This window comes from Flavobacterium sp. UBA7682 (assembly GCF_002482945.1).
Classification (GTDB): Bacteria; Bacteroidota; Bacteroidia; order Flavobacteriales; family Flavobacteriaceae; genus Flavobacterium.
Window position 1 is genome coordinate 106,572 of the sequence record NZ_DLGY01000020.1, and the last position, 22,940, is coordinate 129,511.

Genomic DNA, 22,940 nt, shown 5'->3' on the forward strand with positions numbered 1-22,940 from the left:
TTAGAATTTTTCGGGTTTAATTAAAACATAGCAGATGTAAATAAAAACCGCTATGGCGATGATAAAAAGTGGTATCATAATTTAGATTTTTTCAAAGATTTGAATCATTTTAAAAAACAGAGCGAAAAGTATTAATCCGCTTGCAGAAAGAATAATGGTCATCATACTCCGGAAGTGTTTATTTGTTTCAAATATTCCGCTTTAAGCGATTGCGGAAAAAGATTGGAAATACTGCAATGACGCAATTCCATGAAAGTAGAAACCGAGAAAACGTAAACATTAGAAATGGCGTTTTTGGTTTCGGAACTTCCTGTAGTAAATAACCGTTCGGCCAAAGCCAAACATTTTTTGGCTCGTTCAATATTTCCTGAAACGATGGCTGATTTTGTTATTTCAGCAAAACGTTCGGCTTGTTTGTAAATGGTGGTAACCTGATTTTTCATGTGAATGAATTTTTTATGTTCATCCGCCTAATGCCAAAAGTTGTTCCAATAAAATAAAAACGCTGTAAGTAATTGTATCTGTTGGATTTGTAATTGATGTACCAAAAATAGAGCATAAAAAAACCTATCAAATTGATAGGCTTTTATCGTTTTGGAAAGAAATTAAAATACTCGAAGGAATTTGTGAATTTGCAGTAAAACTACTGAATATTATATTCGTCCAATTTTCGATACAAGGTAGCAATTCCTATTTCTAATAATCTTGCGGTTTCTGCTTTGTTGCCTTTGGTGTAATTGAGTACTTTTTGAATGTGTAATTTCTCAATACTTTGCATTGAGAAAGCCGACAGGGTTTTATTGGAATTGTCTTGCTGATGTTGGATTTCATAAGGTAAAACAGCTGGAGTTAAGACATCATCGGCTAAAATTACGGAGCGTTCGATGATGTTTTTCAGCTCTCGCACATTTCCAGGCCAATGATAACTTTCCAATTTTTGAAGAAAATCTGGTGCGATTTGCAATGCTGCCTTATTGGTTTTAGCCGAAAATTGTTTGACAAAATAACTTGTCAAAGGCGAAATGTCTTTGATACGTTCGCGCAATGGCGGAATGTTAATTTCGAAAATATTCAATCGAAAATACAAATCCGAACGGAAATTATGGTTTTCACTTTCGGTTTTCAAATCTCTGTTGGTCGCCGCAATCAGACGGAAATTTGATTTTTTTGAACTCGTATCGCCAACCGGAATATATTCGTTGGTTTCTAAAACACGAAGCAATTTGGCTTGCAAATCGATAGGCATTTCCCCTATTTCATCCAGAAATAAAGTACCGCCATTGGCTTCTTCGATGAAACCTTTTTTGTCTTTTAAAGCGCCGGTAAAAGCACCTTGTTTGTGTCCGAATAATTCACTTTCCAGAATTTCTTTGCTGAATGTACTGCAATTTAAAGCTACAAATGATTTTCCTACTCGATTACTATTTTCATGAATCGCTTGTGCAAAAACTTCTTTTCCGGTTCCGGTTTCACCAGTTAATAAAACGGTTGAATCGGTTTTGGCTACTTTTTTAGCCAAATCAATTACTTGTTCCAAAGCCTTTGATTTTCCTATGATGGTGTCAAACGAATATTTGTCGGAGATGCGTTTTTCGAGTTGTTTGACTTTTTTCTGGAGTTGCGATTTTTCGATGGCTTTGTGAAGAAGCGGAATGATTTTATCATTGTCGTCGCCTTTTACGATATAATCGAAAGCACCGTTTTTCATGGCTTGAACACCATCGGCAATTTTTCCGAAAGCGGTTAACAAAATCACTTCAACTAAAGGAAAATTAGCTTTAATTTTTTCGAGAAAATCAACACCATTTCCGTCAGGTAATTTTACATCACACAATACAACATCAATATCGTTAAATTCTAATTTCTTAAAACCCGATTTTAAATCACCGGCTTCAATAACATCAAAACCTTCCGATTTTACTATTCGAGCTAAAAGACCACGCAATTTTTCTTCGTCGTCAATGATGAGTATATTTTTCAAATGGAATGCAATTAGGAGGCAAAATTAAGTTATTTACTTTCGCCTTGTATCAATCAGATGAACAATCTTCCATATTGCTCCGTCCAAAAACAAGGTAAAAGCATTCACGCCTTGGTGACTCAACTTACCGTTGATGTAGAATTCATAAGGCGTCCAAGCGTGAGCCATCGTACCATCGACTTGAATGGAGTAACTTAAAATTCGTTCTTCAAACTTTATTTCTGCCGGAATAGTAGCTATGGATTTATAAAACTCGTTAACCTTTTCATCCGTCAGTTTATTGCCTTTCGCATTTTCTTTAATCGATTGTAGCATCAATTTTTCACTACAAGTCGATTTGATTTTTACAGTATCCTTGGCATGAAAGCCTTCAAAAAAAGTTTCGATGGTTTTTTGCACGGCTTCCTTTTGGGCTTGACCCGAAAAACTGAAAAGCACGAATAGGAATAAAAACGCATTTTTCATCTTTAGTACTTTGACCATTTGTAAAGTTCTTTCCAAGTTGGTTTTTTGCCATACATCAAAATCCCTACGCGATAAATTTTGGCCGCAAACCAAACGACAAGTAAGAAAGTAGCAAACAATAAAAACAACGAAACGGCTATTTGCCAAAGCGGAACACCAAACGGTATACGCATCATCATCACAATAGGTGAGGTTAACGGAATCATTGAAAAAACTGTGGCAACGGTTCCATGCGGATCATTGATTACAGTAAAAAAACCGATATAAACGCCCAAAACCAAAGGCATAATGATAGGCAATAAAAATTGTTGTGAATCGGTTTCATTGTCCACAGCAGCTCCAATTGAAGCGTAAAACGAACTGTATAAAAAGTAACCGCCGATGAAATAAAATATAAAGGAAATTAGAATGGTAGCAATAGGTAAATTCCAAAGTTCTTTCATATACATGGCAAGTGAACCGCCTTTTTGAGCTGCTTCAATTGCCTGAGCATTAACACCCGAAGTTGCGCCCATTTGTATTCCGAAAATAGAGGACATGACAAACATGGCGGTCAATCCGAGGATAGCCCAAATCATAAATTGTAAAATTCCGGCCAACGAGGTTCCGATGATTTTCCCCATCATCAATTGGAATGGTTTTACCGAGGAAATAATCACCTCGATAATTCGAGATACTTTTTCTTCGATAACACTTCGCATCACCATATTACCGTAAATGATAATAAACATCATGATTAAATAACCAAATGCGCCGCCAATTGCAATTTTGATTTCGTTTAACCCTTTTAAAGCCGTTTCGCCCGAAGCTTTTGACAAGCTGATAGAAACATTGGCTTCCGATTTCTCAATGGCTACTGTATCTAAACCTGATTTGATAAAATTTTCTTTGGTGAGTTTTTGACTGATGACGTCTTCTACATCTTCAATAAAAGAAACGCTCGGACTATCATTGGAAATATATTGGATACCACTTTCGAGAGTTTTGCTATCAGTAGCTTTAGGGATAACCAATAAACCTTCGTAGTGCTCACTTAGGATGCTGTCTTTTAGAATTTTGGTATCTACCAAAGACAAATCGACATATTTGTACTCGTCATCGCTTTTGAATTCGTTGATAAACAAACCGCTTTCGTCGTGTATGGCGATTGTTTTTTTATCGGCTTTCATCGTACTTAAATAACCCACAAAAACGGCAATTCCCACAAACAATAACGGACTTAAAAAAGTCATAACAATGAATGATTTGTTACGCACTTTGGCGACAAATTCTCTCTTGATAATTAGATTAAGTTTACTCATTTTTTTAGACTGCTTAGATTTTTGGATTATTAGACTACTTAGATTTTTGGATTGCAGATTTTTTTCTAAAAATCTAACAATCTAACTTTCTAACAATCTATTCTGTTACTGTTTTAATAAAAATATCATTCACACTCGGAATTTTTTCCACAAAATGGGTTACTTGTCCGCGTTGGACTAAAGTATTCAATAGTTCATTTGGTGTTGCGTTTCCTAAATTGATTTCCAACTTCAATTCGTCATTCAACGATTTAAAATCGGTTTGTGCCAAAGTGAACTTTTGTGACAAGTCATACATCAAACCTTCGATGTTATCCGATAGAATTCCGACTTCGTAATTGTTAGTTCTGAATTGCTTTTTCACATCGGTCAATTTCCCTTCAATGAGCTTATTGGATTTGTGAATTAAGGCTATATAATCACACATTTCTTCCACGCTTTCCATTCTGTGTGTAGAAAAAATAACGGATGTTCCTTGTTTGTTCAGCTCAATGATTTCGTCTTTAATCAAGTTAGCATTCACCGGATCAAAACCTGAAAAAGGTTCGTCGAGAATAAGCAACTTTGGTTTGTGCAAAACGGTTACTACAAATTGTACTTTCTGTGCCATTCCTTTGGACAATTCCTGTACTTTCTTGTTCCACCAACCTTGAATTTCCAAACGATCAAACCAATAGTCTAATTCTCTTTTGGCTTCGGCTTTGGTCAAACCTTTTAATTGAGCCAAATAAAGACATTGCTCGCCTACTCGCATGGTTTTATACAAGCCACGTTCTTCGGGCATATAGCCGATAGAATGTACATGAGACGGATTTAGTTTTTCACCATCGAGAATGATTTCGCCACTATCGGGCATAGTAATTTGGTTGATGATGCGAATTAGGGAAGTTTTTCCGGCGCCATTCGGACCGAGAAGTCCGTAAATGCTGCCTTTTGGAACGGTTAAAGAAACTTCGTTGAGCGCGGTGTAATCACCGTATTGCTTTACGACTTTGTTTACTTCAAGTATATTGCTCATACTTATGTTTTATTTTTGTAAAAGTAACCAATAAGTAGTCAAACAGAAATGTTTGTTACAAAAAAAACCCACCCTAATTTTTACAAAAGGATGGGAAAAATTGCTATGAAAAAGAAATTACTTGTTTCCAAGTAATAACCAAATGTAAAACTATTTTTTTAATTATGAAAACATATCTTTTACTTTTTCAAAAAAAGATTTGTCGCTTTTTTCAGGTTTCGGAATAAAGTTGTCATCGGTTAATGATTTTTCGAAAAACTGACGCTGTTCTTTACTCAAACTCTTTGGCGTCCAAACATTTACATGCACCAATAAATCACCGCTACCATAGCTGTTTAGGCTCGGAATTCCTTTGCCTTTCAGACGCAAAATTTTACCCGATTGGATGCCTTCTTCAAGCTTAATTCTCACCTTTCCATTTACTGCTTCAATCTCTTTTGAAACACCTAAAGCAGCTTCGGGAAAGCTGATGTATAAGTCATAATGCAGGTTTTCGCCTTCACGTTTTAAGAAATCGTGTTCTAATTCTTCTATAGCCACGATTAAATCACCCGGAATTCCATTCCCCGGAGCATCATTCCCTTTGCTTGAAACTTTTAATTGCATGCCGTCTACAACGCCAGCCGGAATTTTAATAGATACGGTTTCGTCTTCCAATATCATTCCATGCGCATCAGCATTGTTTGGCTTACTGTCAATCATTTGCCCAACGCCACCACAAACATGACAAGTGGTAGCCGATTGCATTCTGCCCAAAATAGTATTGGTTACACGCAATACTTGTCCTTGACCGTTACAGGTTGAACAAGTTTTATATTTTACGCCCGGTGCTTGCACCTTGCGTTTTACTTTTACTTTTTTCTCTACACCATTAGCAATTTCTTCCAAAGTCATTTTTACTTTGATACGAAGATTGCTTCCTTTAGCACGGCGTTGTCCGCCACCGTTTCCGCCGAAACCACCAAAACTTCCGCCACCAAAAGCACCTCCGAAAATATCGCCAAACTGACTGAAGATATCATCCATGTTCATATGATGTCCGCCACCATAGCCACCAGCACCGTCAAAAGCGGCGTGACCATATTGATCATATTTGGCTTTTTTATCAGCATCACTTAAAACTTCATAAGCTTCTGCCGCTGTTTTAAAGTTCTCTTCCGCTTCTTTATTTCCCGGATTTTTATCAGGGTGAAACTCGATAGCTTTTTTTCGGTAGGCCTTCTTTATTTCTTCTGCTGAAGCGCTTTTAGAAACGCCTAATATTTCGTAAAAATCTTTTTTGCTCATGATTCTTTATTATTGACCGATTACCACTTTTGGAAAACGAATAATTTTGTCGCCCAATTTATATCCTTTTTCAACAACGTCTACGATTTTACCTTTCAAATCGTCACTTGGCGCAGGAATCTGAGTAATTGCTTCGGCAAAATCAGCATTAAAACTATCTCCAGGTCTGATGTCTACTTGCTCCAAACCTTTGGAAACTAAAGTATTTTTCAATTTTTCATGAATCAGTTCTACGCCTTTTAACAAAACTTCATCTTCGGTTTTAGCAATTTGAACCATCGCTCTGTCAAAATCGTCTAAAACAGGCAACATGGCTTGCAATACTTCTTGATTGGCAGTTTTGAATAAATCAATGCGTTCTTTCGTAGTTCTTTTTTTAAAATTTTCGAATTCTGCAAAAAGACGTAAGAACTTGTCTTTTTCTTTGGCTAATTCTTCTTCTAATTGTGCTTCAACACTAAGTTCTTCAGCCGTTTCAATTTCATTCACTACATTTTCAGTTGCATTTTCAATTGGCTCTTTATCCGTGTTATCCGTATTCATTTGTGACGTATTTTTAAAAATATTCTTGATTTTCATTTTTGAGTTTTACTCCGAACACTCGGAATGCAAAAGTACTGCCATTTCTTTTAAAATGTCAAATTGTCATTCTTTTTTGTTGTTCTGATTTGAATTCTCAGATTTTTTTAACCAAAATTTAATATAATTTTAAGACTATTACGTTTTCGTTTTAATTAAATTTGTTAACACGATTAAGAAAAACACTATCCTAGGTTAGCTTAAAGCTGTAATAATTATTAATTCAACAATCTTTATAGTAAAAAAAAGTGCTGTCAATTAACAGCACTTTTTTTATGGGTATAAATTATCAATCGCTTTGTCTATATCGGGGAATTGGAACTGAAAACCTAAATCTAAAATCTTATTGGCGCTCAGGTTTTTGCTTGAAAATAATAGGTATGACATTTCGCCTAAAATCAGTTTCATTACAAATTCCGGTATATTGGGTAACCAAAGTGATTTTTTTAAAGTTTTGGCAATCGTTTTAGTCAATACTTGATTGCTTATCGGATTTGAAGTAACAGCATTATAAACTCCTTCTAATTGTTTTTCTAAAGCAAAATTATACAAGGCAACCAAGTCATTTACATGTATCCAAGATTGGATTTGTTTCCCGGATCCCATAGCAGAACCAAATCCTAATTTGATTGGCTTTACCATTTCGGGCAGCGCACCACCTTTATTAGATAAGACAATTCCTGTTCTTAACTTGCAGACTTTGATACCTAGTACCTGAAAAACGTTGACACTGGCTTCCCATTTTTTGACCACATTGGACAGGAAACTATCTTCTGAATCTTTGGTAGCTTCGTCATACACTTTATCAATTCCATCAGGATATATAGCGGTTCCTGAAGCGGAAATGATTTGTTTTATTTGGTGACTTGGATGTTTTTTGACCAAATTAAAAAGCAGTTCGGCGGAAAGCGTCCGACTCTCAATAATTTCTTGTTTGTACGCATTAGTCCAACGCTTAGCAATATTAGCTCCGGCCAAATGGATAATCGCATCAACCTCAAAAATACAGTTCTCATCTATTTTTCCTTCTTGTGGATTCCAATAGAAACCTATATAATTAGACTGCGATTCAATCTTATCTTTTGAAGTGGTCAAATAATGAACCGTATGACCTTTTGCTAATAACAATTTTACCAATTCGCTTCCTATTAAACCTGTCGCGCCTGTAATCAGTATTCTCATTTTGGTTATTTTTATCAAAGTTACAATCGAATCATCATAAAAAAACCCTAATTGTAAAGGGTTTAACGTTTGTTGACTACTTTGATTTGATGCTCCATTCAAAATTCATTTCAGAGACTTGTTCCCCTTTTTCGTTTATGCCAATAGATTTCATCCAAATTGTTTGTCCTTCTCCGGTGGCTATAGTTCTTTGAATGGCTTGGTCTATTAAATGACCATCGGCGCAAGTGAAAGTAATTCGACCGGTAGCTTTTTTGGTAAAGTTTCCGTTGTTATTGGCGACCAACATGGAGATTTTCTTTCCGGATTTCTTAATCTGCATCATTACCAAAGCGCCTGTTGTTAACTCAGCCGCCATCGCTTGCACGGCGAAATACATCGAATTAAACGGATTTTGATTAAACCAACGGTGCTTAACAGTAACCACACATTGTTCACTCGAAATGGACTTAACTCTGACACCTGACCAAAAAGCTGATGGTAATTTAAAAAATAAAAAGGTATTCAATTTTGAAGGCGAAAATTCCATAAGTGCTTGATTTTGCTATAAAAGTACAAAAAATGATATCGTTTGCAACGATTCTTTCAATGTTAATATTTTGTTAAATCTTAGTACTTTGCATTGCATAATACCTTTTTTTAACCTTATCTTTGTATAAGAAATTAATGGTCTATCTATAGTATTATTAAAAATCAATTCTAATCATCAATTTAAAATCAAATAAAATGACAACTACTAACGAAAAAAGCATTGCTACATTCTTGCACTTGAGTGTTTTAACACAATATTTTATTCCTTTTGGAAATTATATATTTCCAATTGTTATTTGGAGTGCAAAGAAAAACGAATCAGAATTTGTCGATGCTAACGGTAAAAATGTTTTGAATTTTCAGTTAAGCATGTTCTTGTACACTATAGTATTATGTTTAATTGCCATTCCGATTTTGATTTATTCGATATTCAAAAATGTTCCTTTAAACGACATCAATTTCGACAGACATTTTGTTATTGAAAACTTAAGTGCCGGAAACATCACAGGATTAACCATTTTAGGAATTGTAGCGGTACTTCTATTTTGTTTTTTAAAAGTAATCGAATTTGTTCTAATTATATACGCCGCCGTAAAAGCTTCAAATGATGAAGCCTATAAGTATCCGTTAAGTATACCCTTCTTTAAATAATCAATAAAGAACCATCATCAATCAGAATCATCATCAATCAGAATCATCATCAATCAGAATTAATCAAAATCAAAAATCACCAGTTTCAATCATCAACCGTTAATCAGCGGGAAAATCAAAAAACGAATGTTAATCACAAAAAATTAAATCATGTATTATGAACATTGAAAACACAAAAGCCCAGATGCGTAAAGGTGTTTTAGAATTTTGTATCTTGTCTGTCCTAAAAGAAAAAGACGCGTATACCTCTGAAATATTAGACACTTTAAAAAACGCCAAATTGCTTGTAGTAGAGGGAACAGTTTATCCGCTATTGACAAGACTTAAAAACGACGGATTGCTCAACTATCGTTGGGAAGAATCAACCTCGGGACCGCCAAGAAAATATTATGGTTTGACCGAATTAGGAAAAACATTTTTAACTGAATTGAACGGCACATGGACGGAATTGTCAGACGCTGTTAACATCATAACCAATCAAAAATAACAATCATGAACAAAACAGTAAATATTAATATAGGTGGTTTATTCTTCCATATAGACGAAGATGCATACCAAAAATTATCAAGATATTTTGATGCTATAAAACGTTCTCTTTCTAATTCTTCCGGTAAGGACGAAATCATGAAAGACATTGAAATGCGTGTGGCTGAGCTTTTGACTGAAAAACAAAAAACCGACAAACACGTAATCAATAATAAAGATGTTGACGAAGTGATTGTAGTTATGGGACAACCGGAAGACTACCGATTGGATGACGAGGATTCAAAAGAAACCAAATCAGAGCCTTATTACAACTTTCCTCCTCGTAAAAAACTATACAGAGACAAAGACAGAGGCTTAATTGGTGGTGTTTGTACTGGTTTAGGACACTATTTTGGGATTGAATCCGTTTGGATTAAAATCATCTTCTTATTGTTAGCGTTCACCAGTTTTGGTATCATCGCTTACATTATTCTTTGGATCGCAACACCAAAAGCGATTACCACTTCTGAAAAATTAGAAATGACCGGCGAACCGGTTACGATCTCTAATATCGAAAAAAAAGTGAGAGAAGAATTTGAAAGTGTTTCTAACAAATTCAAAAATGCCAATTACGACGAAATGGGAAACCAAGTAAAGTCGGGTGCTGAAAGAGTAGCCAGTGGTTTAGGTGATGTAATCATGAAAATCTTTGGTGCATTTGCTAAAGTTTTAGGTGCTATCATTTTAGTATTCTCTGCCTTGACATTAGCCGGATTATTTATTGGTCTTTTTACTTTCGGTACTACTTCTTTTATTGATGCGCCTTGGCAACGTTATGTTGACGCAGTAAACTACACAGATGTTCCGTTATGGATTTTTGGAGTGTTGGCTTTCTTAGCCATCGGTATTCCATTGTTCTTCTTCTTATTATTAGGATTAAAATTATTGGTAACCAATATGAAATCTTTAAGCGCAGTTGCTAAATACAGTTTGTTAGCCATTTGGATTTTTGCTGTAGGTGCTTTAGTGGTTATTGGAATCAAACAATCTACTGAATCAGCGTTTGAAGGTAAAGCGGTTCAAAAAGAGGTAATCAACATTCAGCCAACGGATACTTTGCAAATCAAATTTGTAAGCAATGATTTCTTCTCGAAAAACATTTACGAACATGAAGATTTTACTTTTACACAGGATTCTGCTAAAAATGAAGTGATTTATTCCAACCAAATCAGTTTTGAAATCAAAAGCACTGATAAAGCACAACCTTATCTTCAAATTGAAAAATTAGCCGATGGTAAATCATTCAAAGAAGCCAATATTAGAGCAGAAAAAATCAACTATGGTTTCAAAATGGTTGGGAACCAATTACTCCTAGACAACTATTTGGTAACCGAAATGGCCAGTAAATACAGAGACCAACGTGTGGAATTGTATTTGTATCTTCCAAAAGGAACTGTATTTGTAGCCGATGAAACGGTGCAACATTTTGACGAATCACACAATGAATATTTCAATTTACACTATAGTTCCGGAAAATACACTTACAAAGTAGAAGAAACTCAAGTAAAATGTTTGGATTGTCCAAAAGACGAAAACGAATACAACGACTCAGAAGGTGGCGTTCAATCGGAAGAAATTAACATCATAGACGAGAATGATTCATCTGAAACAGTTACGGTAAAAATTAATGGAAAAGTGGTTACCGAAACCAAATCAGGGAAATCAGATAAAAAAAGAAAACTGACTGTAGGAAGCGACGGCGTAATCATTAAAACAGAATAATCATGACAAAATTTGTAATTTTCTTTTCAAAAGTGATTACGGCTACCTTAGTAGCCTTATCAATCACCTCATGCGATCACAATATTAATTTTGGTAAATCCATCAGCGGAAGCGGAAAAGTAATAACCGAAAAACGAAATGTAGCCCACTTTGACAAAGTAACGGTTAGTCAAGGTTTAGAATGTGAAATCATCTTTTCAGATAAATTAGAAGTAACCGTGGAAGCTGACGATAATTTAATCAACGGAATTCACACTACAGTACAAAACGGTACGTTAGACATCAGTTCTGAATATGACAACTATATTAATGTAACTTCTAAAAAAATCATTGTTCGCATGCCAAAGATCGTAAGTTTGGAAAGCACTAGTGGTTCGACTATTACATCAAATAACATTTTGAACAGCGATGACATTACGCTTAAATCAAGCAGTGGTAGTTCATTAGAAGTCGAAGTTGAAGCCGACAAAGTAACCTTGGAAACTTCAAGCGGAAGCGAACAAAAAGTAACCGGAAAAGCGCTAAAAGTATTTACTGCTTCGTCTAGCGGAAGTCATATAGATGCTAATGGATTATTGGCCAATGAAGTGAATTCACAATCTTCAAGCGGAAGCTCAACAACCGTTAATGCCGCCGTATTATTGGATGCCAAAGCGTCAAGCGGAAGTTCAATAACCTACTTAAATAGTCCCAAAGAAGTTCGAAAAGAAGAAACTTCCGGCGGAAGCGTCTCCAAAGATTAAGTTAATAAAACATCTCAATGAAAATTGGGATGTTTTTTTTTCTATTTTTGACAATCGAGTCTCGTTTTGAAAACGAGATGAATTGTACCAAGTAAAAACCAAACTACCAACTTTTATGAAAAAAATTATACTCTTTAGTTTTCTTTTACTCACGTCTGTTTCTTTTGCCCAAAAAAAAGAAAAGGTAAAAGGCTCAAAAATTGTCAAATTGGAACAAAAGCAAATTGGTGATTTTGTAAGTTTAGAAGTAGAAGACAATCTCGAGATTTTTTTGGTAAAAGGAAATGAATGTGCGCTCGAAATCGAAGCTGATGACAATTTGATCGAATTCGTTGAATACAAATTGGCCGGAAGTAACCTAAGAATTTCAACTTCAAAAGACATATCGAGCTATAAAAAATTGAGCGTTCGCGTAACTTATACCGATAAGTTCAATATGATTATCACCAAAGACGAAACCAATGTAACTGCTTTATCCGATGTGGTTTTAGACAATGTCACTTTTAAAACTTATGATTATTCTAAATTATTTCTGAACGCCAACACCAAGAGTTTTACTTTAATGGCCAACGATAAATCAAAAGTAGAATTGAATTTAAAATCAGTAAAAACCGCGATTGATTTAAGTAAAAGTGCTTACGTGAAAGCGCTAATTTCTTCCAGCGAAATGAGATTCGATTTGTACCAAAAATCATCCGCAGAAGTTGAAGGCGATGTGATTGAATTAAAATTACGTTTAGACAACAACACCGATTTTATTGGTAAAAAACTAACGGCCAAAAACGCTTCTTTAGAAACAGCCGGTTATTCTAAAAGCAGTATCAATGTCAGCAATAATGCTACTATAGATGCTTCAGGCAATAGCGAAATACAATTGTATGGCGAACCGCTGAAAATTGAGATGAAACGTTTCGCAGACAGTGCCGAACTCAGAAAAAAACCCACTACAAAATAAACAAGTCAATTTTTTTCAGAAAATGACATAAACAAAAAAAGTCCTGATTGCTCAGGACTTTTTATTTCTGGGTGAATGACCGGGTTCGAACCGGCGACCCTCGGTACCACAAACCGATGCTCTAACCAACTGAGCTACAATCACCATTTATATTTCGAGTGCAAATATAGTGTAAAAGTTAACTTTTACAAAGAAATTTTATTTTTTTTAAATCAAATCTGATAAGCTATTGACTGCCAAATACCTTTCGACTGTAAAACCTTCGGCATATTCTACGCCAACCAATCTTCCAAAGTCCTGAGAGCGATAATGAATGCTTTCTAGAAAGTTTTTCGTCGCAATCGGCGTTACCGGTTCATTAGAATTTTCAGAATAAAACTGTGAGCTGTAAGCCAAAATAGCCGCTTCCTTTTTATCAATAAAAGCCGAAATGTCTACGACAAAATCGGGTTCGATATTTTTCCATTGGATATAATGGTAAACTACTTTTGGTCGCCATGCTTCTTGTTCAACACCTTCATGGGTAGTTTCAATTCTTCTTAATCCCGATAAAAAACAAGCATCAGAAACTAATTTGCTTCCTTTTCCATGATCAATGTGTCGGTCTTCAATAGCGTTACAAATCACTATTTCGGGTTTGTATTTTCTGATGCGTTTGATGATTTCCATTTGGTGTGCTTCATCATTGACAAAAAACCCATCGCGCATGTCCAAGTTTTCACGAACAGAAATCCCTAAAATTTCGGCCGCCAATTTGGATTCCTTATTTCTGATTTCAACCGAACCACGCGTTCCAAGTTCACCACGAGTTAAATCGATGATGCCTATCTTTTTCCCTAAAGAAACTTCTTTGGCAATCGTGCCGCTGCAACCCAATTCCACATCATCCGGATGTGCTCCGAAAGCCAGTATATCTAATTTCATATTTTATTATTGTTATGGTTTATAAGTTATAGGTTCTAGGTTGCTCCTTTTTAACTTACAACTTAGAACCTACAACTTACAACTTTTTTAGTTTAAAACCTTTCTCATCGTCATCGATTTATTAACCGTTTCCATGAACTCATCCTTTGGAAGACTGTCTTTGGTGATGCCACAACCGATAAAAAGTTGGGCTGTATCACTCACAATTTTCATACAACGCAAATTGACAAACAAGTCGGATTGTTCTGTTCGGAATGTAGCGAAATCGATATTCAATTCGCCTAAAAATCCGGAATAATATTCTCTATCGTAGTTTTCATTCCTAATAATAAATGCTTTGGCAGGTTCCTTCGGCAAACCACAAACTGCCGATGTTGGATGCAATATCTTAATGATTTCGGCTTTGGCTTTTTTAGACTTTATCGTTGCCGTAATATCGGTTTTTATATGCCAAAGATTTCCTGCTTTAACTGAATACGGACTCGAAACCGTCATTTCACTAACTTTGTCCTGCAAACCGGTAGTAATGAATTCGGAAACCAAACGTTGTTCTTCGATTTCCTTTTCTGTCCAACTCACATTTTCCGTCTTTGTTGCGATTTGCGTTCCGGCCAAAGCAACAGTTTGCAATGCTCTTTGATTGATTTTTAGAAATTGCTCCGGCGTTGCGCCCATCCACATGCCAATTTTCGGATGAAAAAAGCAATACTTAAAAGCCGTCGGATAAAAAACGATCAACTTTTTGAAAACGGCTTCTAAATCAAATTGTCTCAAAAGCACCTCTTCCTTTCTTGATAAAACCACTTTTTCAAAATCTGCTTTATTAATTGCTTCAACGCCTCTTTTTACCAAATTTTCAAAAACTATTCTGGCTGTTTCATCAATGTCCGGTAATGCATTATTGGTTACTAAATAATCCGTTTCAACAATCCTTTCTACATAAACATCCGATTCTTTTTGAGGAATATACGGAATTAAATCGCCATCAAAAGGAGCAAAAACAAAACCCTTCGCCGCAAAATCTTCCAAGAAATACAAATGGTCATTTTTTTGGAACAAACCAATCATTTTATCCGAATTGGGTTTCGCATACAACACAAAAGGCAATTGTTGCTCTTGATGCGTTTTGACTTTGATAAATAAATCGGTCATCATCTTCTGGGTAAAATCATGTTGGTCAATTTACAAAGTGAAATAAGTTTGTCGTTCTCATCGGTAATTTTTATTTCCCAAAGGTGAATGCTTCTGCCTTGGTGAACAATTCTGGCTGTACAATACACTATGCCTTCGCGTTTGCTTTTTAAATGATTGGCAGAAATTTCAATCCCGCGCACTTCTTGTTTATCTGTATTGATGAACATTAACGAAGCCGCACTTCCAACACTTTCTGCCAGAGCAACCGTTGCACCACCGTGTAATAATCCCATAGGCTGATGCACTCTTGAATTAACAGGCATTTTGGCGGTTAAAAAACCTTCTCCGGCATCAATATATTCTATTTCTAAGGTTTGCATCAAAGTGTTGTTACACCATTCGTTGCATAATTGGAGTACTCTTTCTTTATCAAATGACATCGCTTTTTTTTTGTAAAATTACTACTTATTTCCCACAAGGAAAACAAATCAAAATCGTCTTTTAAAAATCTGTCATACTAAAACTATTTTTTTTACGTTATGCTTTAAGAGAATTTTCAAATTTTCAAATTTTCAAATTAATACCTACATTTACCAACCGAGACCATGAGGTCGAACGGTACAAAGTAAAAATTCATTCTCAATGCGTAATATAATTATCCTTTTTATTGTTGGTTTAGCCATCTCCGTGAGTTCTTGTCGAGAAGACTTTCAATTTGAAGCCAGCACAGGCAATTTGACTTTTTCTAAAGACACCGTTTATTTAGATACGGTTTTCACCGATATCGGTTCGAGCACTTATACTCTAAAAGTCTATAATAAAAGTGACAAAGACATTAAAATTCCAACAATTCAATTAGGCAAAGGTCAAGCTTCCAAATACCGTATGACGGTTGACGGAATGGTAGGCGAAAACAACCGCATCTTCCACGATGTAGAATTATTGGCCAAAGACAGTTTGTATATTTTCATTGAAGTCACTACCGATGTAGCTTCAGCTAATCCAACTGATTTTTTATATACCGATCAAATTCAGTTTGACAGCGGTGATAATTTCCAAAAAGTAGAATTGGTTACATTGATTCAAGATGCTTACTTTTTATATCCAAAAAGATTTTCCGACGGCACAACTGAAACGCTGAATATAGACGGAATTGACGAACCGGTTTATGGCTTCTTCCTTGATGAAAACGATCCCGTTAACGGTAATGAATATATTTGGGGCAACGATAAGCCTTATGTAGTCTACGGTTACGCCGCTGTGCCAAGTGGCAAAACACTTAATATTCAACCCGGAGCAAGAATCCATTTTCATGATAGTTCGGGCGTCATTGTTGGTAACGGTGCATCATTTAAAGCTATCGGAACTTTAGAAAACAAAATCATTTTTGAAGGCGACCGATTAGAACCCGGATTTGCAGATGTTCCCGGACAATGGGAAACGATTTGGCTGACGGCCGGAAGTACCAATAACGAAATTGATCATGTAATCATCAAGAATTCCATCGTCGGGCTGAATATTGACAGTAATGACGGAAACTTTATGACGATTAAGAATACACAAATCTATAATTCATCATTGGTTGGTATTTATGCCAAAACGGCTAAAATACAAGGAGAAAATATAGTAGTTAATTATGGTGGAGTGGCTGCTTTGGCTTGTACATTGGGTGGAAGTTATGATTTCAAACATTGTACCTTCAACAACAACTGGTCGAGTTCTCGACAAGTAGCCGTTTTATTGAATAATTATTACGAAGAAGAAAATGGTAATAATGTGGCTTTTGATTTGACCCAAGCCGATTTTAAAAACTGCATCATTTATGGTAGTAATACCTACGAATTAAAATTAGATCCTGATACTTCAGAAGATTTCAATTATTCGTTTACTAAATGTTTGATAAAATTTGGTACTACTACAGATACCCTTTACAGTTGGATATTTGACAATCCTGAAATCAAAAGAAACGGAAATCCAAAATTCTTAGATATTCAAAACAACCAATTAAACATTGGAGATGATTCTGATGCCAGAGGATTTGGCGATAATGTTGGCGTTGCTAATGATATTTTAGGGATACCCAGAATTACAACAAATGGACTTTATGATTTAGGGGCTTATCAACATGAAATTTTTCCTGAGGATTAATTTTAAAAACTGATTTTAGGTCTCGTTTTTTTACCCTAAATTTGCACCTACAACAACAACACAAAAACACAATGATTCATTTTTTCGGAAACGAAAGTTCAACTGTATTTGCCGTACAAACGCAAAACACATTGAGCGCAGCCGAAATGTCGGCAGAAACTATCTCAAAATTAAACTGGCTTTTTGACAACGCACATAAAATAGAAAAATCCGTCCTGACGGATTTTTTTGTTGGTCCACGTGCCGCCATGGTAACCCCTTGGAGTACCAATGCTGTTGAAATTACGCAAAACATGGGAATCGAAGGTATCCTCAGAATAGAGGAATTCGAAAAAGTTTCATCTGATTTTACCGATTTCGACCCAATGCTTTCACAAAAATACAGTGAGCTGACCCAAGATATTTTCACCATCAACATTCAACCGGAACCGATTTTAGAAATTGACGATATTGCCGCTTATAACCAACAAGAAGGTTTGGCGCTAAGTGCTGAAGAAGTTGATTATTTGAATGGTGTTGCCCAAAAAATTGGTCGTAAATTAACCGATTCAGAAGTTTTTGGTTTTTCTCAAGCCAACTCGGAACACTGTCGCCACAAAATCTTCAACGGAACTTTTGTCATTGACGGAGAGGAAAAAGAGACTTCATTATTCAAACTCATCAAAAAAACATCCGCCGAAAATCCAAACGATATAGTTTCGGCTTATAAAGATAACGTGGCTTTTGTCAAAGGACCAAGAGTAACTCAATTCGCCCCAAAAAGTGCCGACAAACCTGATTTCTACGAAACCAAAGAATTTGATTCGGTGATTTCCTTAAAAGCTGAAACGCACAATTTCCCAACAACCGTTGAACCTTTCAATGGAGCCGCAACAGGTTCTGGTGGAGAAATTCGAGATAGATTAGCCGGTGGTCAAGGTTCATTACCGCTAGCCGGAACTGCCGTTTACATGACCGCTTATTCTCGTTTACAAAACAACAGAACTTGGGAAAATGGCATGACCGAAAGAAAATGGTTGTACCAAACGCCAATGGATATCTTAATCAAAGCATCTAATGGTGCTTCGGATTTTGGGAATAAATTCGGGCAACCTTTGATTACCGGTTCGATTCTAACCTTTGAACACCAAGAGCCATCCGAATTTGAGGATGAACCAAATACAAATAGAAAACTCGGTTACGACAAAGTAATCATGCAAGCAGGAGGCATTGGTTACGGAAAATTAGACCAATCCATCAAAAAGAAACCGAGTGCCGGAGATAAAATCGTTATCCTTGGTGGAGAAAATTATAGAATTGGTATGGGTGGCGCAGCAGTTTCGTCTGCTGATACCGGTGCTTTTGGTTCGGGAATCGAATTAAATGCCATCCAACGTTCCAACCCTGAAATGCAAAAACGTGCTGCCAATGCCATTCGCGGTTTGGTGGAAAGTGATAACAATCCTATCGTTTCTATTCACGATCACGGTGCGGGCGGACACTTGAATTGTCTTTCCGAATTGGTAGAAGAGACCGGTGGTTTGATTGATTTAGATAAATTGCCTGTTGGCGACCCAACATTATCTGCCAAAGAAATCATTGGCAACGAATCTCAAGAAAGAATGGGCTTGGTGATTGGTCAAAAAGATATTGATACATTACAACGCATTGCCGACAGAGAACGTTCTCCGATGTATCAAGTTGGTGACGTAACCGATAACCAACGCTTCACTTTTGAGAGCAAAACAACCGGTGCCAAACCAATGGATTTTGCTTTAGAAGACATGTTTGGCAGTTCGCCTAAAACCATTATGGCAGATAAAACCATCGATAGAAATTACACCGATTTAGAATATAGCAGCGATTATATACAAGATTATATTAGAGATGTCTTGAAACTCGAAGCTGTGGCCTGTAAAGATTGGTTGACCAATAAAGTCGATCGTTGTGTAGGCGGAAAAGTGGCCAAACAACAATGCGTCGGACCATTACAATTGCCATTGAATAACGTCGGTGTAATGGCTTTGGATTTTAACGGAAAAGAAGGTATTGCGACTTCAATCGGACACGCTCCTATTTCGGCTTTAATTAATCCTTCAGCCGGAAGTAGAAATGCGATTGCCGAAGCTTTATCAAATATTGTTTTCGCTCCGTTAAAAGAAAATTTAAAAAGCGTTTCCTTGTCAGCCAACTGGATGTGGGCTTGTAAAAATGAGGGTGAAGATGCCCGTTTATACGAAGCAGTTCAGGCTTGTTCTGAGTTTGCCATCGAATTAGGTATCAACATTCCAACCGGAAAAGATTCACTTTCAATGAAACAAAAATACCCGAATGACGAAGTAATTGCACCGGGAACGGTGATTATTTCGGCTGCCGGAAATTGTTCCAATATTACTAAAGTCGTTGAACCTGTTTTACAAAGAAATGGCGGTTCAATTTATTATATCAATTTGTCGCAAGACGAGTTTAAGTTGGGTGGAAGTTCTTTTGCTCAAGTCTTGAATAAAATCGGAAACGATACGCCAAATATAAAAGACGCTTCTTTCTTCAAAAAAGCCTTCAATACTATTCAAGACTTAATCAAAGACCGACAAATACTTGCCGGACACGACATCGGAAGCGGTGGTTTGATTACGACAATGTTGGAAATGTGTTTTGCGGATAACAATTTAGGTGCTAAAATTGATTTCTCTTCATTCGAAGAAAAAGATTTAGTAAAGATTTTATTTGCTGAAAATATTGGTTTAGTCCTTCAAGCGAAAGACGATGCAACATTCGAAAAAGCTTTAGCCGGAATCGAGTTCTTTAAAATTGGAGAAGTGGTATCCAAAGCTACTTTAGAATTTGGAATTTGGAATTTAGATATCCCAACCTTAAGAGATGATTGGTTCGAAACATCATACCTACTCGACCAAAAGCAAAGTAGAAATGGAAAGGCTTTAGAGCGTTTTGAGAATTTTGCTCACCAACCATTGAACTATCAATTCCCAACGCATTTCACCGGATTAAAACCACTAATTGACAACACAAAACCACGTCCGAAAGCTGCAATCATCCGAGAAAAAGGAAGTAATTCCGAGCGTGAAATGGCCAATGCGATGTACTTGGCCGGATTCGATGTCAAAGACGTTCACATGACCGATTTGATTTCGGGACGTGAAACTTTAGAAGATATTCAGTTTATTGGAGCCGTGGGTGGTTTCTCGAATTCGGATGTTTTAGGTTCGGCTAAAGGTTGGGCCGGAGCGTTTTTATACAACGAAAAAGCCAATACCGCTTTAAAAAACTTCTTAAAAAGAGAAGACACTTTATCAGTCGGCATTTGCAACGGTTGTCAATTGTTCATGGAATTAGAAGTCATCAATCCGGAACATGAGACTCACGGAAAAATGAAACACAATGATTCACACAAACACGAAAGCATCTTTACATCAGTAAAAGTGCAAGAAAACCATTCGGTGATGCTAAAAACACTTGCCGGAACTACCTTAGGTGTTTGGGTTTCGCATGGAGAAGGAAAGTTCCATTTGCCTTATGAAGAAAGTCAATATAACATTGTGGCCAAATATGCCTACGAAGGTTATCCAGCTAATCCAAATGGCTCCGATTACAACACGGCAATGATGTGCGACAAAACCGGAAGACATTTAGTGATGATGCCACACATTGAGCGTTCAACTTTCTCATGGAATTGGGCACATTACCCAAGCGATAAAAAAGACGAAGTTTCCCCTTGGATTGAAGCCTTTGTCAATGCCAGAGAATGGATTGAAAAACAATAAGTCATAAAAAAAGCTCCTGAAATTCAGGAGCTTTAATTTTTTTGCCACGAATTACACAAATTTCCACAAACTAATTCGTGCTAATTTGTGTAATTCGTGGCAAAATATAAAATTATATTTTTCACAAAGCTATCTCCTAAAATCTATAGCCAATGGTGGCCTGATACCACATATTTTTATAACGTGGCGTATCCGAAGTTCCGTCACCGTTATTATTTTTCAAATCCCAACCGGCTCTTAGACCAAAAACTATTTGATCAATATTAAAATCGACACCACCTGCAAGTCCGAATATATTCTTTTCAATATTATCATTACTAAATTCATCTTCCTGTGTAGCCGAAATGGTGCCGCCTTCAAATTTATCAGTTTGTTTCATTAAATAGGAAAACTGCGGACCGAACAAAATCGATATATTTTCAACAGGTTTGAAACTAACATAAATCGGCACATCTAAGAAGTTTGAAGTTCTGGTCATTTCATAAGTACTTCCCAAAAAAGTACCGGTAGATTTAAATCCCTTTTGCGAAAATAAAACCTCTGGCTGAATCCCAAAATACCTTCCGAGAGGAAGTGAAAGAAAACCACCAATAGCAAAACCTAATTTAGAATCGGCTACAAAATCTTCTCCTTCTGAGTCATAAACATTGGAGAGATTAACGCCTACTTTTATCCCTAGAGATATTTGTGAACGGTTATCAGTTCCTGTCTTTTCTCCTTCTTGCGCGAAAACACTAGTTGTTGATAGCGTAATCATTGCGATTACCATAATTACTCTTTTCATAGTTCAAAATTTAAAGTTATAGTGTAAAATTTGGGTGTCATCAATCTCTTAACAACACTGTAAATTTCGCTATAAAACTTCAAACACTTCTTACAGAACTATACTTATCATTTACATAATTATGGCGTGCCCCTTTGGGTCGGGCTGTCCGGGTTACGCGGTAACCTCTCCCATCCCTCACGCTTCTTGACCAACGATGCATTTGCATAACGACGGATTTCAAAACCCGTATAAACAAAAAACCCCATCCGTTAGAACAGGGTTTCTAAAAAAAGGCGGCGACATACTCTCCCATCTCGTCCCAAAAGACGAGACAGTACCATCTGCATTTGATATTAAGAGGAGCACTGCCTGAGGCAGTGAGGTATGCGAACTTTAGTTCGCCAATAACTTAACTGCTCTGTTCGGAATGCTCAGCCGTGACCCCCGACATTTGACCCGAGCCAAGCGAACTGACGAAGTATATTAAGAGGAGGAAGCCCGGTGGGCTTCAGGCCTACCTGCCGGCAGGTAGGTACGCGAACTTCAGTTCGCCAATAATATAAAACAAAAAACCCCATCCGTTAGGATAGGGTTTCTAAAAAAAGGCGGCGACATACTCTCCCACATAACTGCAGTACCATCTGCGCAATCGGGCTTAACTTCTCTGTTCGGAATGGGAAGAGGTGAGCCCCGACGCAATAACCACCTTAAGTCGTTTTGCATGGGTGATTGACTTTATATCAATCAACAATACATAATATCTTAACATACTGAGATAAAGAAATTTATTTGTCTTCCTCGCGAATGCGGGGAGAAAGTTTCTCCCGGTCCGAAGACCGGGATGCGTACATAAGCTTACGGGTTATTAGTACTACTCGACTATGACATTACTGCCTTTACATCTATAGCCTATCAACGTGGTCATCTCCCACGACCCTTAAAAGAAATCTCATCTTGTGGTGGGTTTCGCGCTTATATGCTTTCAGCGCTTATCCCTTCCCAACGTAGCTACTCTGCGGTGCTCCTGGCGGAACAACAGATACACCAGAGGTTAGTCCAATTCGGTCCTCTCGTACTAGAATCAGATCCACTCAAATTTCTTGCGCCCACAGTAGATAGAGACCGAACTGTCTCACGACGTTCTGAACCCAGCTCGCGTGCCACTTTAATGGGCGAACAGCCCAACCCTTGGGACCTTCTCCAGCCCCAGGATGTGACGAGCCGACATCGAGGTGCCAAACCCCCCCGTCGATATGAGCTCTTGGGG

At 36.8% G+C, this 22,940-nt stretch carries 21 protein-coding genes, 1 tRNA gene and 2 rRNA genes; 7 read left to right on the plus strand and 17 right to left on the minus strand.

Annotated elements, in window-relative coordinates; genetic code table 11:
* The 10 genes from B3C16_RS16490 to B3C16_RS05470 form a co-directional block, all read right to left on the minus strand.
* Complete coding sequence (locus tag B3C16_RS16490) at window positions 1-78, minus strand: potassium-transporting ATPase subunit F (RefSeq protein ID WP_073246669.1); 78 nt, start codon at window positions 76-78, stop codon at window positions 1-3.
* Window positions 79-161: 83 nt separating this feature from the next.
* The gene (locus B3C16_RS05430) at window positions 162-443 is read right to left on the minus strand and encodes a DUF7674 family protein (RefSeq protein WP_121314371.1); all 282 of its coding nucleotides are present in this window, start codon (window positions 441-443) and stop codon (window positions 162-164) included.
* A 200-nt stretch (window positions 444-643) separates the two neighbouring features.
* On the minus strand, window positions 644-1,981 hold the full coding sequence (locus B3C16_RS05435; protein ID WP_291129625.1) for a sigma-54-dependent transcriptional regulator: 1,338 nt from the start codon (window positions 1,979-1,981) through the stop codon (window positions 644-646).
* 33 nt (window positions 1,982-2,014) lie between these two features.
* Window positions 2,015-2,464 carry a nuclear transport factor 2 family protein gene (locus tag B3C16_RS05440; protein ID WP_291129628.1) on the minus strand — a complete coding sequence of 150 codons (450 nt, stop codon included), beginning with the start codon at window positions 2,462-2,464 and terminating at the stop codon, window positions 2,015-2,017.
* Complete coding sequence (locus tag B3C16_RS05445; RefSeq protein ID WP_291129631.1) at window positions 2,449-3,747, minus strand: ABC transporter permease; 1,299 nt, start codon at window positions 3,745-3,747, stop codon at window positions 2,449-2,451. Before B3C16_RS05445 ends, B3C16_RS05440 begins: the two co-directional genes overlap by 16 nt.
* Before the next feature lie 97 nt (window positions 3,748-3,844).
* Complete coding sequence (locus tag B3C16_RS05450) at window positions 3,845-4,765, minus strand: ABC transporter ATP-binding protein (protein ID WP_291129634.1); 921 nt, start codon at window positions 4,763-4,765, stop codon at window positions 3,845-3,847.
* 162 nt (window positions 4,766-4,927) lie between these two features.
* On the minus strand, window positions 4,928-6,052 hold the full coding sequence (dnaJ, locus tag B3C16_RS05455) for a molecular chaperone DnaJ (RefSeq protein WP_121314376.1): 1,125 nt from the start codon (window positions 6,050-6,052) through the stop codon (window positions 4,928-4,930).
* Between the two features lie 9 nt (window positions 6,053-6,061).
* Window positions 6,062-6,631, minus strand: coding sequence for a nucleotide exchange factor GrpE (locus B3C16_RS05460; protein ID WP_121314377.1), 570 nt, complete (start codon window positions 6,629-6,631; stop codon window positions 6,062-6,064).
* Window positions 6,632-6,904: 273 nt separating this feature from the next.
* The gene (locus B3C16_RS05465) at window positions 6,905-7,813 is read right to left on the minus strand and encodes a TIGR01777 family oxidoreductase (protein WP_121315088.1); all 909 of its coding nucleotides are present in this window, start codon (window positions 7,811-7,813) and stop codon (window positions 6,905-6,907) included.
* Between the two features lie 76 nt (window positions 7,814-7,889).
* Entirely contained in the window at window positions 7,890-8,342 is a 453-nt protein-coding gene (locus tag B3C16_RS05470; RefSeq protein WP_121314378.1) for a DUF4442 domain-containing protein, read from the minus strand.
* 197 nt (window positions 8,343-8,539) lie between these two features.
* On the opposite strand from B3C16_RS05470, the gene B3C16_RS05475 reads away from it, so the two are divergent.
* From B3C16_RS05475 to B3C16_RS05495, 5 genes are all read left to right on the plus strand, one after another.
* On the plus strand, window positions 8,540-8,995 hold the full coding sequence (locus B3C16_RS05475; protein ID WP_291129641.1) for a DUF4870 domain-containing protein: 456 nt from the start codon (window positions 8,540-8,542) through the stop codon (window positions 8,993-8,995).
* A 157-nt stretch (window positions 8,996-9,152) separates the two neighbouring features.
* Window positions 9,153-9,482, plus strand: a complete 330-nt coding sequence (locus B3C16_RS05480; protein ID WP_121314380.1) for a PadR family transcriptional regulator — start codon at window positions 9,153-9,155, stop codon at window positions 9,480-9,482.
* A 5-nt stretch (window positions 9,483-9,487) separates the two neighbouring features.
* Window positions 9,488-11,242: a PspC domain-containing protein gene (locus B3C16_RS05485; protein WP_291129644.1), complete on the plus strand. Its 1,755-nt coding sequence runs from the start codon at window positions 9,488-9,490 to the stop codon at window positions 11,240-11,242.
* A 2-nt stretch (window positions 11,243-11,244) separates the two neighbouring features.
* Complete coding sequence (locus tag B3C16_RS05490) at window positions 11,245-11,985, plus strand: head GIN domain-containing protein (RefSeq protein ID WP_291129647.1); 741 nt, start codon at window positions 11,245-11,247, stop codon at window positions 11,983-11,985.
* A gap of 115 nt (window positions 11,986-12,100) precedes the next feature.
* A complete protein-coding gene (locus B3C16_RS05495; protein WP_121315089.1) occupies window positions 12,101-12,940 on the plus strand; it encodes a GIN domain-containing protein in 840 nt (279 codons plus the stop codon).
* Window positions 12,941-13,009: 69 nt separating this feature from the next.
* Here B3C16_RS05495 and B3C16_RS05500 read toward each other — a convergent pair.
* The 4 genes from B3C16_RS05500 to B3C16_RS05515 form a co-directional block, all read right to left on the minus strand.
* Window positions 13,010-13,085 (minus strand) — tRNA-His (locus B3C16_RS05500).
* A gap of 62 nt (window positions 13,086-13,147) precedes the next feature.
* Complete coding sequence (gene bshB1 / locus B3C16_RS05505; protein ID WP_121314383.1) at window positions 13,148-13,864, minus strand: bacillithiol biosynthesis deacetylase BshB1; 717 nt, start codon at window positions 13,862-13,864, stop codon at window positions 13,148-13,150.
* 87 nt (window positions 13,865-13,951) lie between these two features.
* Window positions 13,952-15,019 carry a chorismate-binding protein gene (locus tag B3C16_RS05510; RefSeq protein ID WP_349680451.1) on the minus strand — a complete coding sequence of 356 codons (1,068 nt, stop codon included), beginning with the start codon at window positions 15,017-15,019 and terminating at the stop codon, window positions 13,952-13,954.
* Window positions 15,016-15,438 (minus strand): PaaI family thioesterase, encoded by a 423-nt coding sequence (locus tag B3C16_RS05515; protein ID WP_291129652.1) that lies wholly within the window; start codon window positions 15,436-15,438, stop codon window positions 15,016-15,018. The genes B3C16_RS05510 and B3C16_RS05515 overlap by 4 nt, the downstream gene beginning before the upstream one ends.
* Before the next feature lie 202 nt (window positions 15,439-15,640).
* Here B3C16_RS05515 and B3C16_RS05520 point away from each other — a divergent pair, with 202 nt between their 5' ends.
* Both B3C16_RS05520 and purL read left to right on the plus strand, forming a co-directional pair.
* Entirely contained in the window at window positions 15,641-17,146 is a 1,506-nt protein-coding gene (locus B3C16_RS05520) for a hypothetical protein (RefSeq protein ID WP_291129655.1), read from the plus strand.
* A gap of 41 nt (window positions 17,147-17,187) precedes the next feature.
* Window positions 17,188-20,907, plus strand: a complete 3,720-nt coding sequence (gene purL, locus B3C16_RS05525; protein WP_291129658.1) for a phosphoribosylformylglycinamidine synthase — start codon at window positions 17,188-17,190, stop codon at window positions 20,905-20,907.
* Between the two features lie 136 nt (window positions 20,908-21,043).
* On the opposite strand, the gene B3C16_RS05530 is transcribed toward purL, so the two are convergent.
* The 3 genes from B3C16_RS05530 to B3C16_RS05540 form a co-directional block, all read right to left on the minus strand.
* Window positions 21,044-21,691, minus strand: a complete 648-nt coding sequence (locus tag B3C16_RS05530; RefSeq protein WP_291129661.1) for a porin family protein — start codon at window positions 21,689-21,691, stop codon at window positions 21,044-21,046.
* 582 nt (window positions 21,692-22,273) lie between these two features.
* A 5S ribosomal RNA gene (gene rrf / locus B3C16_RS05535) occupies window positions 22,274-22,383 on the minus strand.
* Window positions 22,384-22,518: 135 nt separating this feature from the next.
* Window positions 22,519-22,940: ribosomal RNA gene (locus tag B3C16_RS05540) — 23S ribosomal RNA — on the minus strand; the annotation flags it as partial.

What these genes read in the sequence shown, in the direction of transcription:
- B3C16_RS05490 (WP_291129647.1), top strand. Translation starts at nt 11,245, where the DNA reads ATGACAAAATTTGTAATTTTCTTTTCAAAAGTGATTACGGCTACCTTA.
- B3C16_RS05480 (WP_121314380.1), top strand. Translation starts at nt 9,153, where the DNA reads ATGAACATTGAAAACACAAAAGCCCAGATGCGTAAAGGTGTTTTAGAA.
- B3C16_RS05520 (WP_291129655.1), top strand. Translation starts at nt 15,641, where the DNA reads ATGCGTAATATAATTATCCTTTTTATTGTTGGTTTAGCCATCTCCGTG.
- dnaJ (WP_121314376.1), bottom strand. Translation starts at nt 6,052, where the DNA reads ATGAGCAAAAAAGATTTTTACGAAATATTAGGCGTTTCTAAAAGCGCT.
- B3C16_RS05475 (WP_291129641.1), top strand. Translation starts at nt 8,540, where the DNA reads ATGACAACTACTAACGAAAAAAGCATTGCTACATTCTTGCACTTGAGT.
- B3C16_RS05485 (WP_291129644.1), top strand. Translation starts at nt 9,488, where the DNA reads ATGAACAAAACAGTAAATATTAATATAGGTGGTTTATTCTTCCATATA.
- B3C16_RS05530 (WP_291129661.1), bottom strand. Translation starts at nt 21,691, where the DNA reads ATGAAAAGAGTAATTATGGTAATCGCAATGATTACGCTATCAACAACT.
- B3C16_RS05465 (WP_121315088.1), bottom strand. Translation starts at nt 7,813, where the DNA reads ATGAGAATACTGATTACAGGCGCGACAGGTTTAATAGGAAGCGAATTG.
- B3C16_RS05470 (WP_121314378.1), bottom strand. Translation starts at nt 8,342, where the DNA reads ATGGAATTTTCGCCTTCAAAATTGAATACCTTTTTATTTTTTAAATTA.
- B3C16_RS05430 (WP_121314371.1), bottom strand. Translation starts at nt 443, where the DNA reads ATGAAAAATCAGGTTACCACCATTTACAAACAAGCCGAACGTTTTGCT.
- B3C16_RS05445 (WP_291129631.1), bottom strand. Translation starts at nt 3,747, where the DNA reads ATGAGTAAACTTAATCTAATTATCAAGAGAGAATTTGTCGCCAAAGTG.
- bshB1 (WP_121314383.1), bottom strand. Translation starts at nt 13,864, where the DNA reads ATGAAATTAGATATACTGGCTTTCGGAGCACATCCGGATGATGTGGAA.
- B3C16_RS05515 (WP_291129652.1), bottom strand. Translation starts at nt 15,438, where the DNA reads ATGTCATTTGATAAAGAAAGAGTACTCCAATTATGCAACGAATGGTGT.
- B3C16_RS05495 (WP_121315089.1), top strand. Translation starts at nt 12,101, where the DNA reads ATGAAAAAAATTATACTCTTTAGTTTTCTTTTACTCACGTCTGTTTCT.
- B3C16_RS05450 (WP_291129634.1), bottom strand. Translation starts at nt 4,765, where the DNA reads ATGAGCAATATACTTGAAGTAAACAAAGTCGTAAAGCAATACGGTGAT.
- B3C16_RS05440 (WP_291129628.1), bottom strand. Translation starts at nt 2,464, where the DNA reads ATGGTCAAAGTACTAAAGATGAAAAATGCGTTTTTATTCCTATTCGTG.
- B3C16_RS05460 (WP_121314377.1), bottom strand. Translation starts at nt 6,631, where the DNA reads ATGAAAATCAAGAATATTTTTAAAAATACGTCACAAATGAATACGGAT.
- B3C16_RS16490 (WP_073246669.1), bottom strand. Translation starts at nt 78, where the DNA reads ATGATACCACTTTTTATCATCGCCATAGCGGTTTTTATTTACATCTGC.
- B3C16_RS05510 (WP_349680451.1), bottom strand. Translation starts at nt 15,019, where the DNA reads ATGATGACCGATTTATTTATCAAAGTCAAAACGCATCAAGAGCAACAA.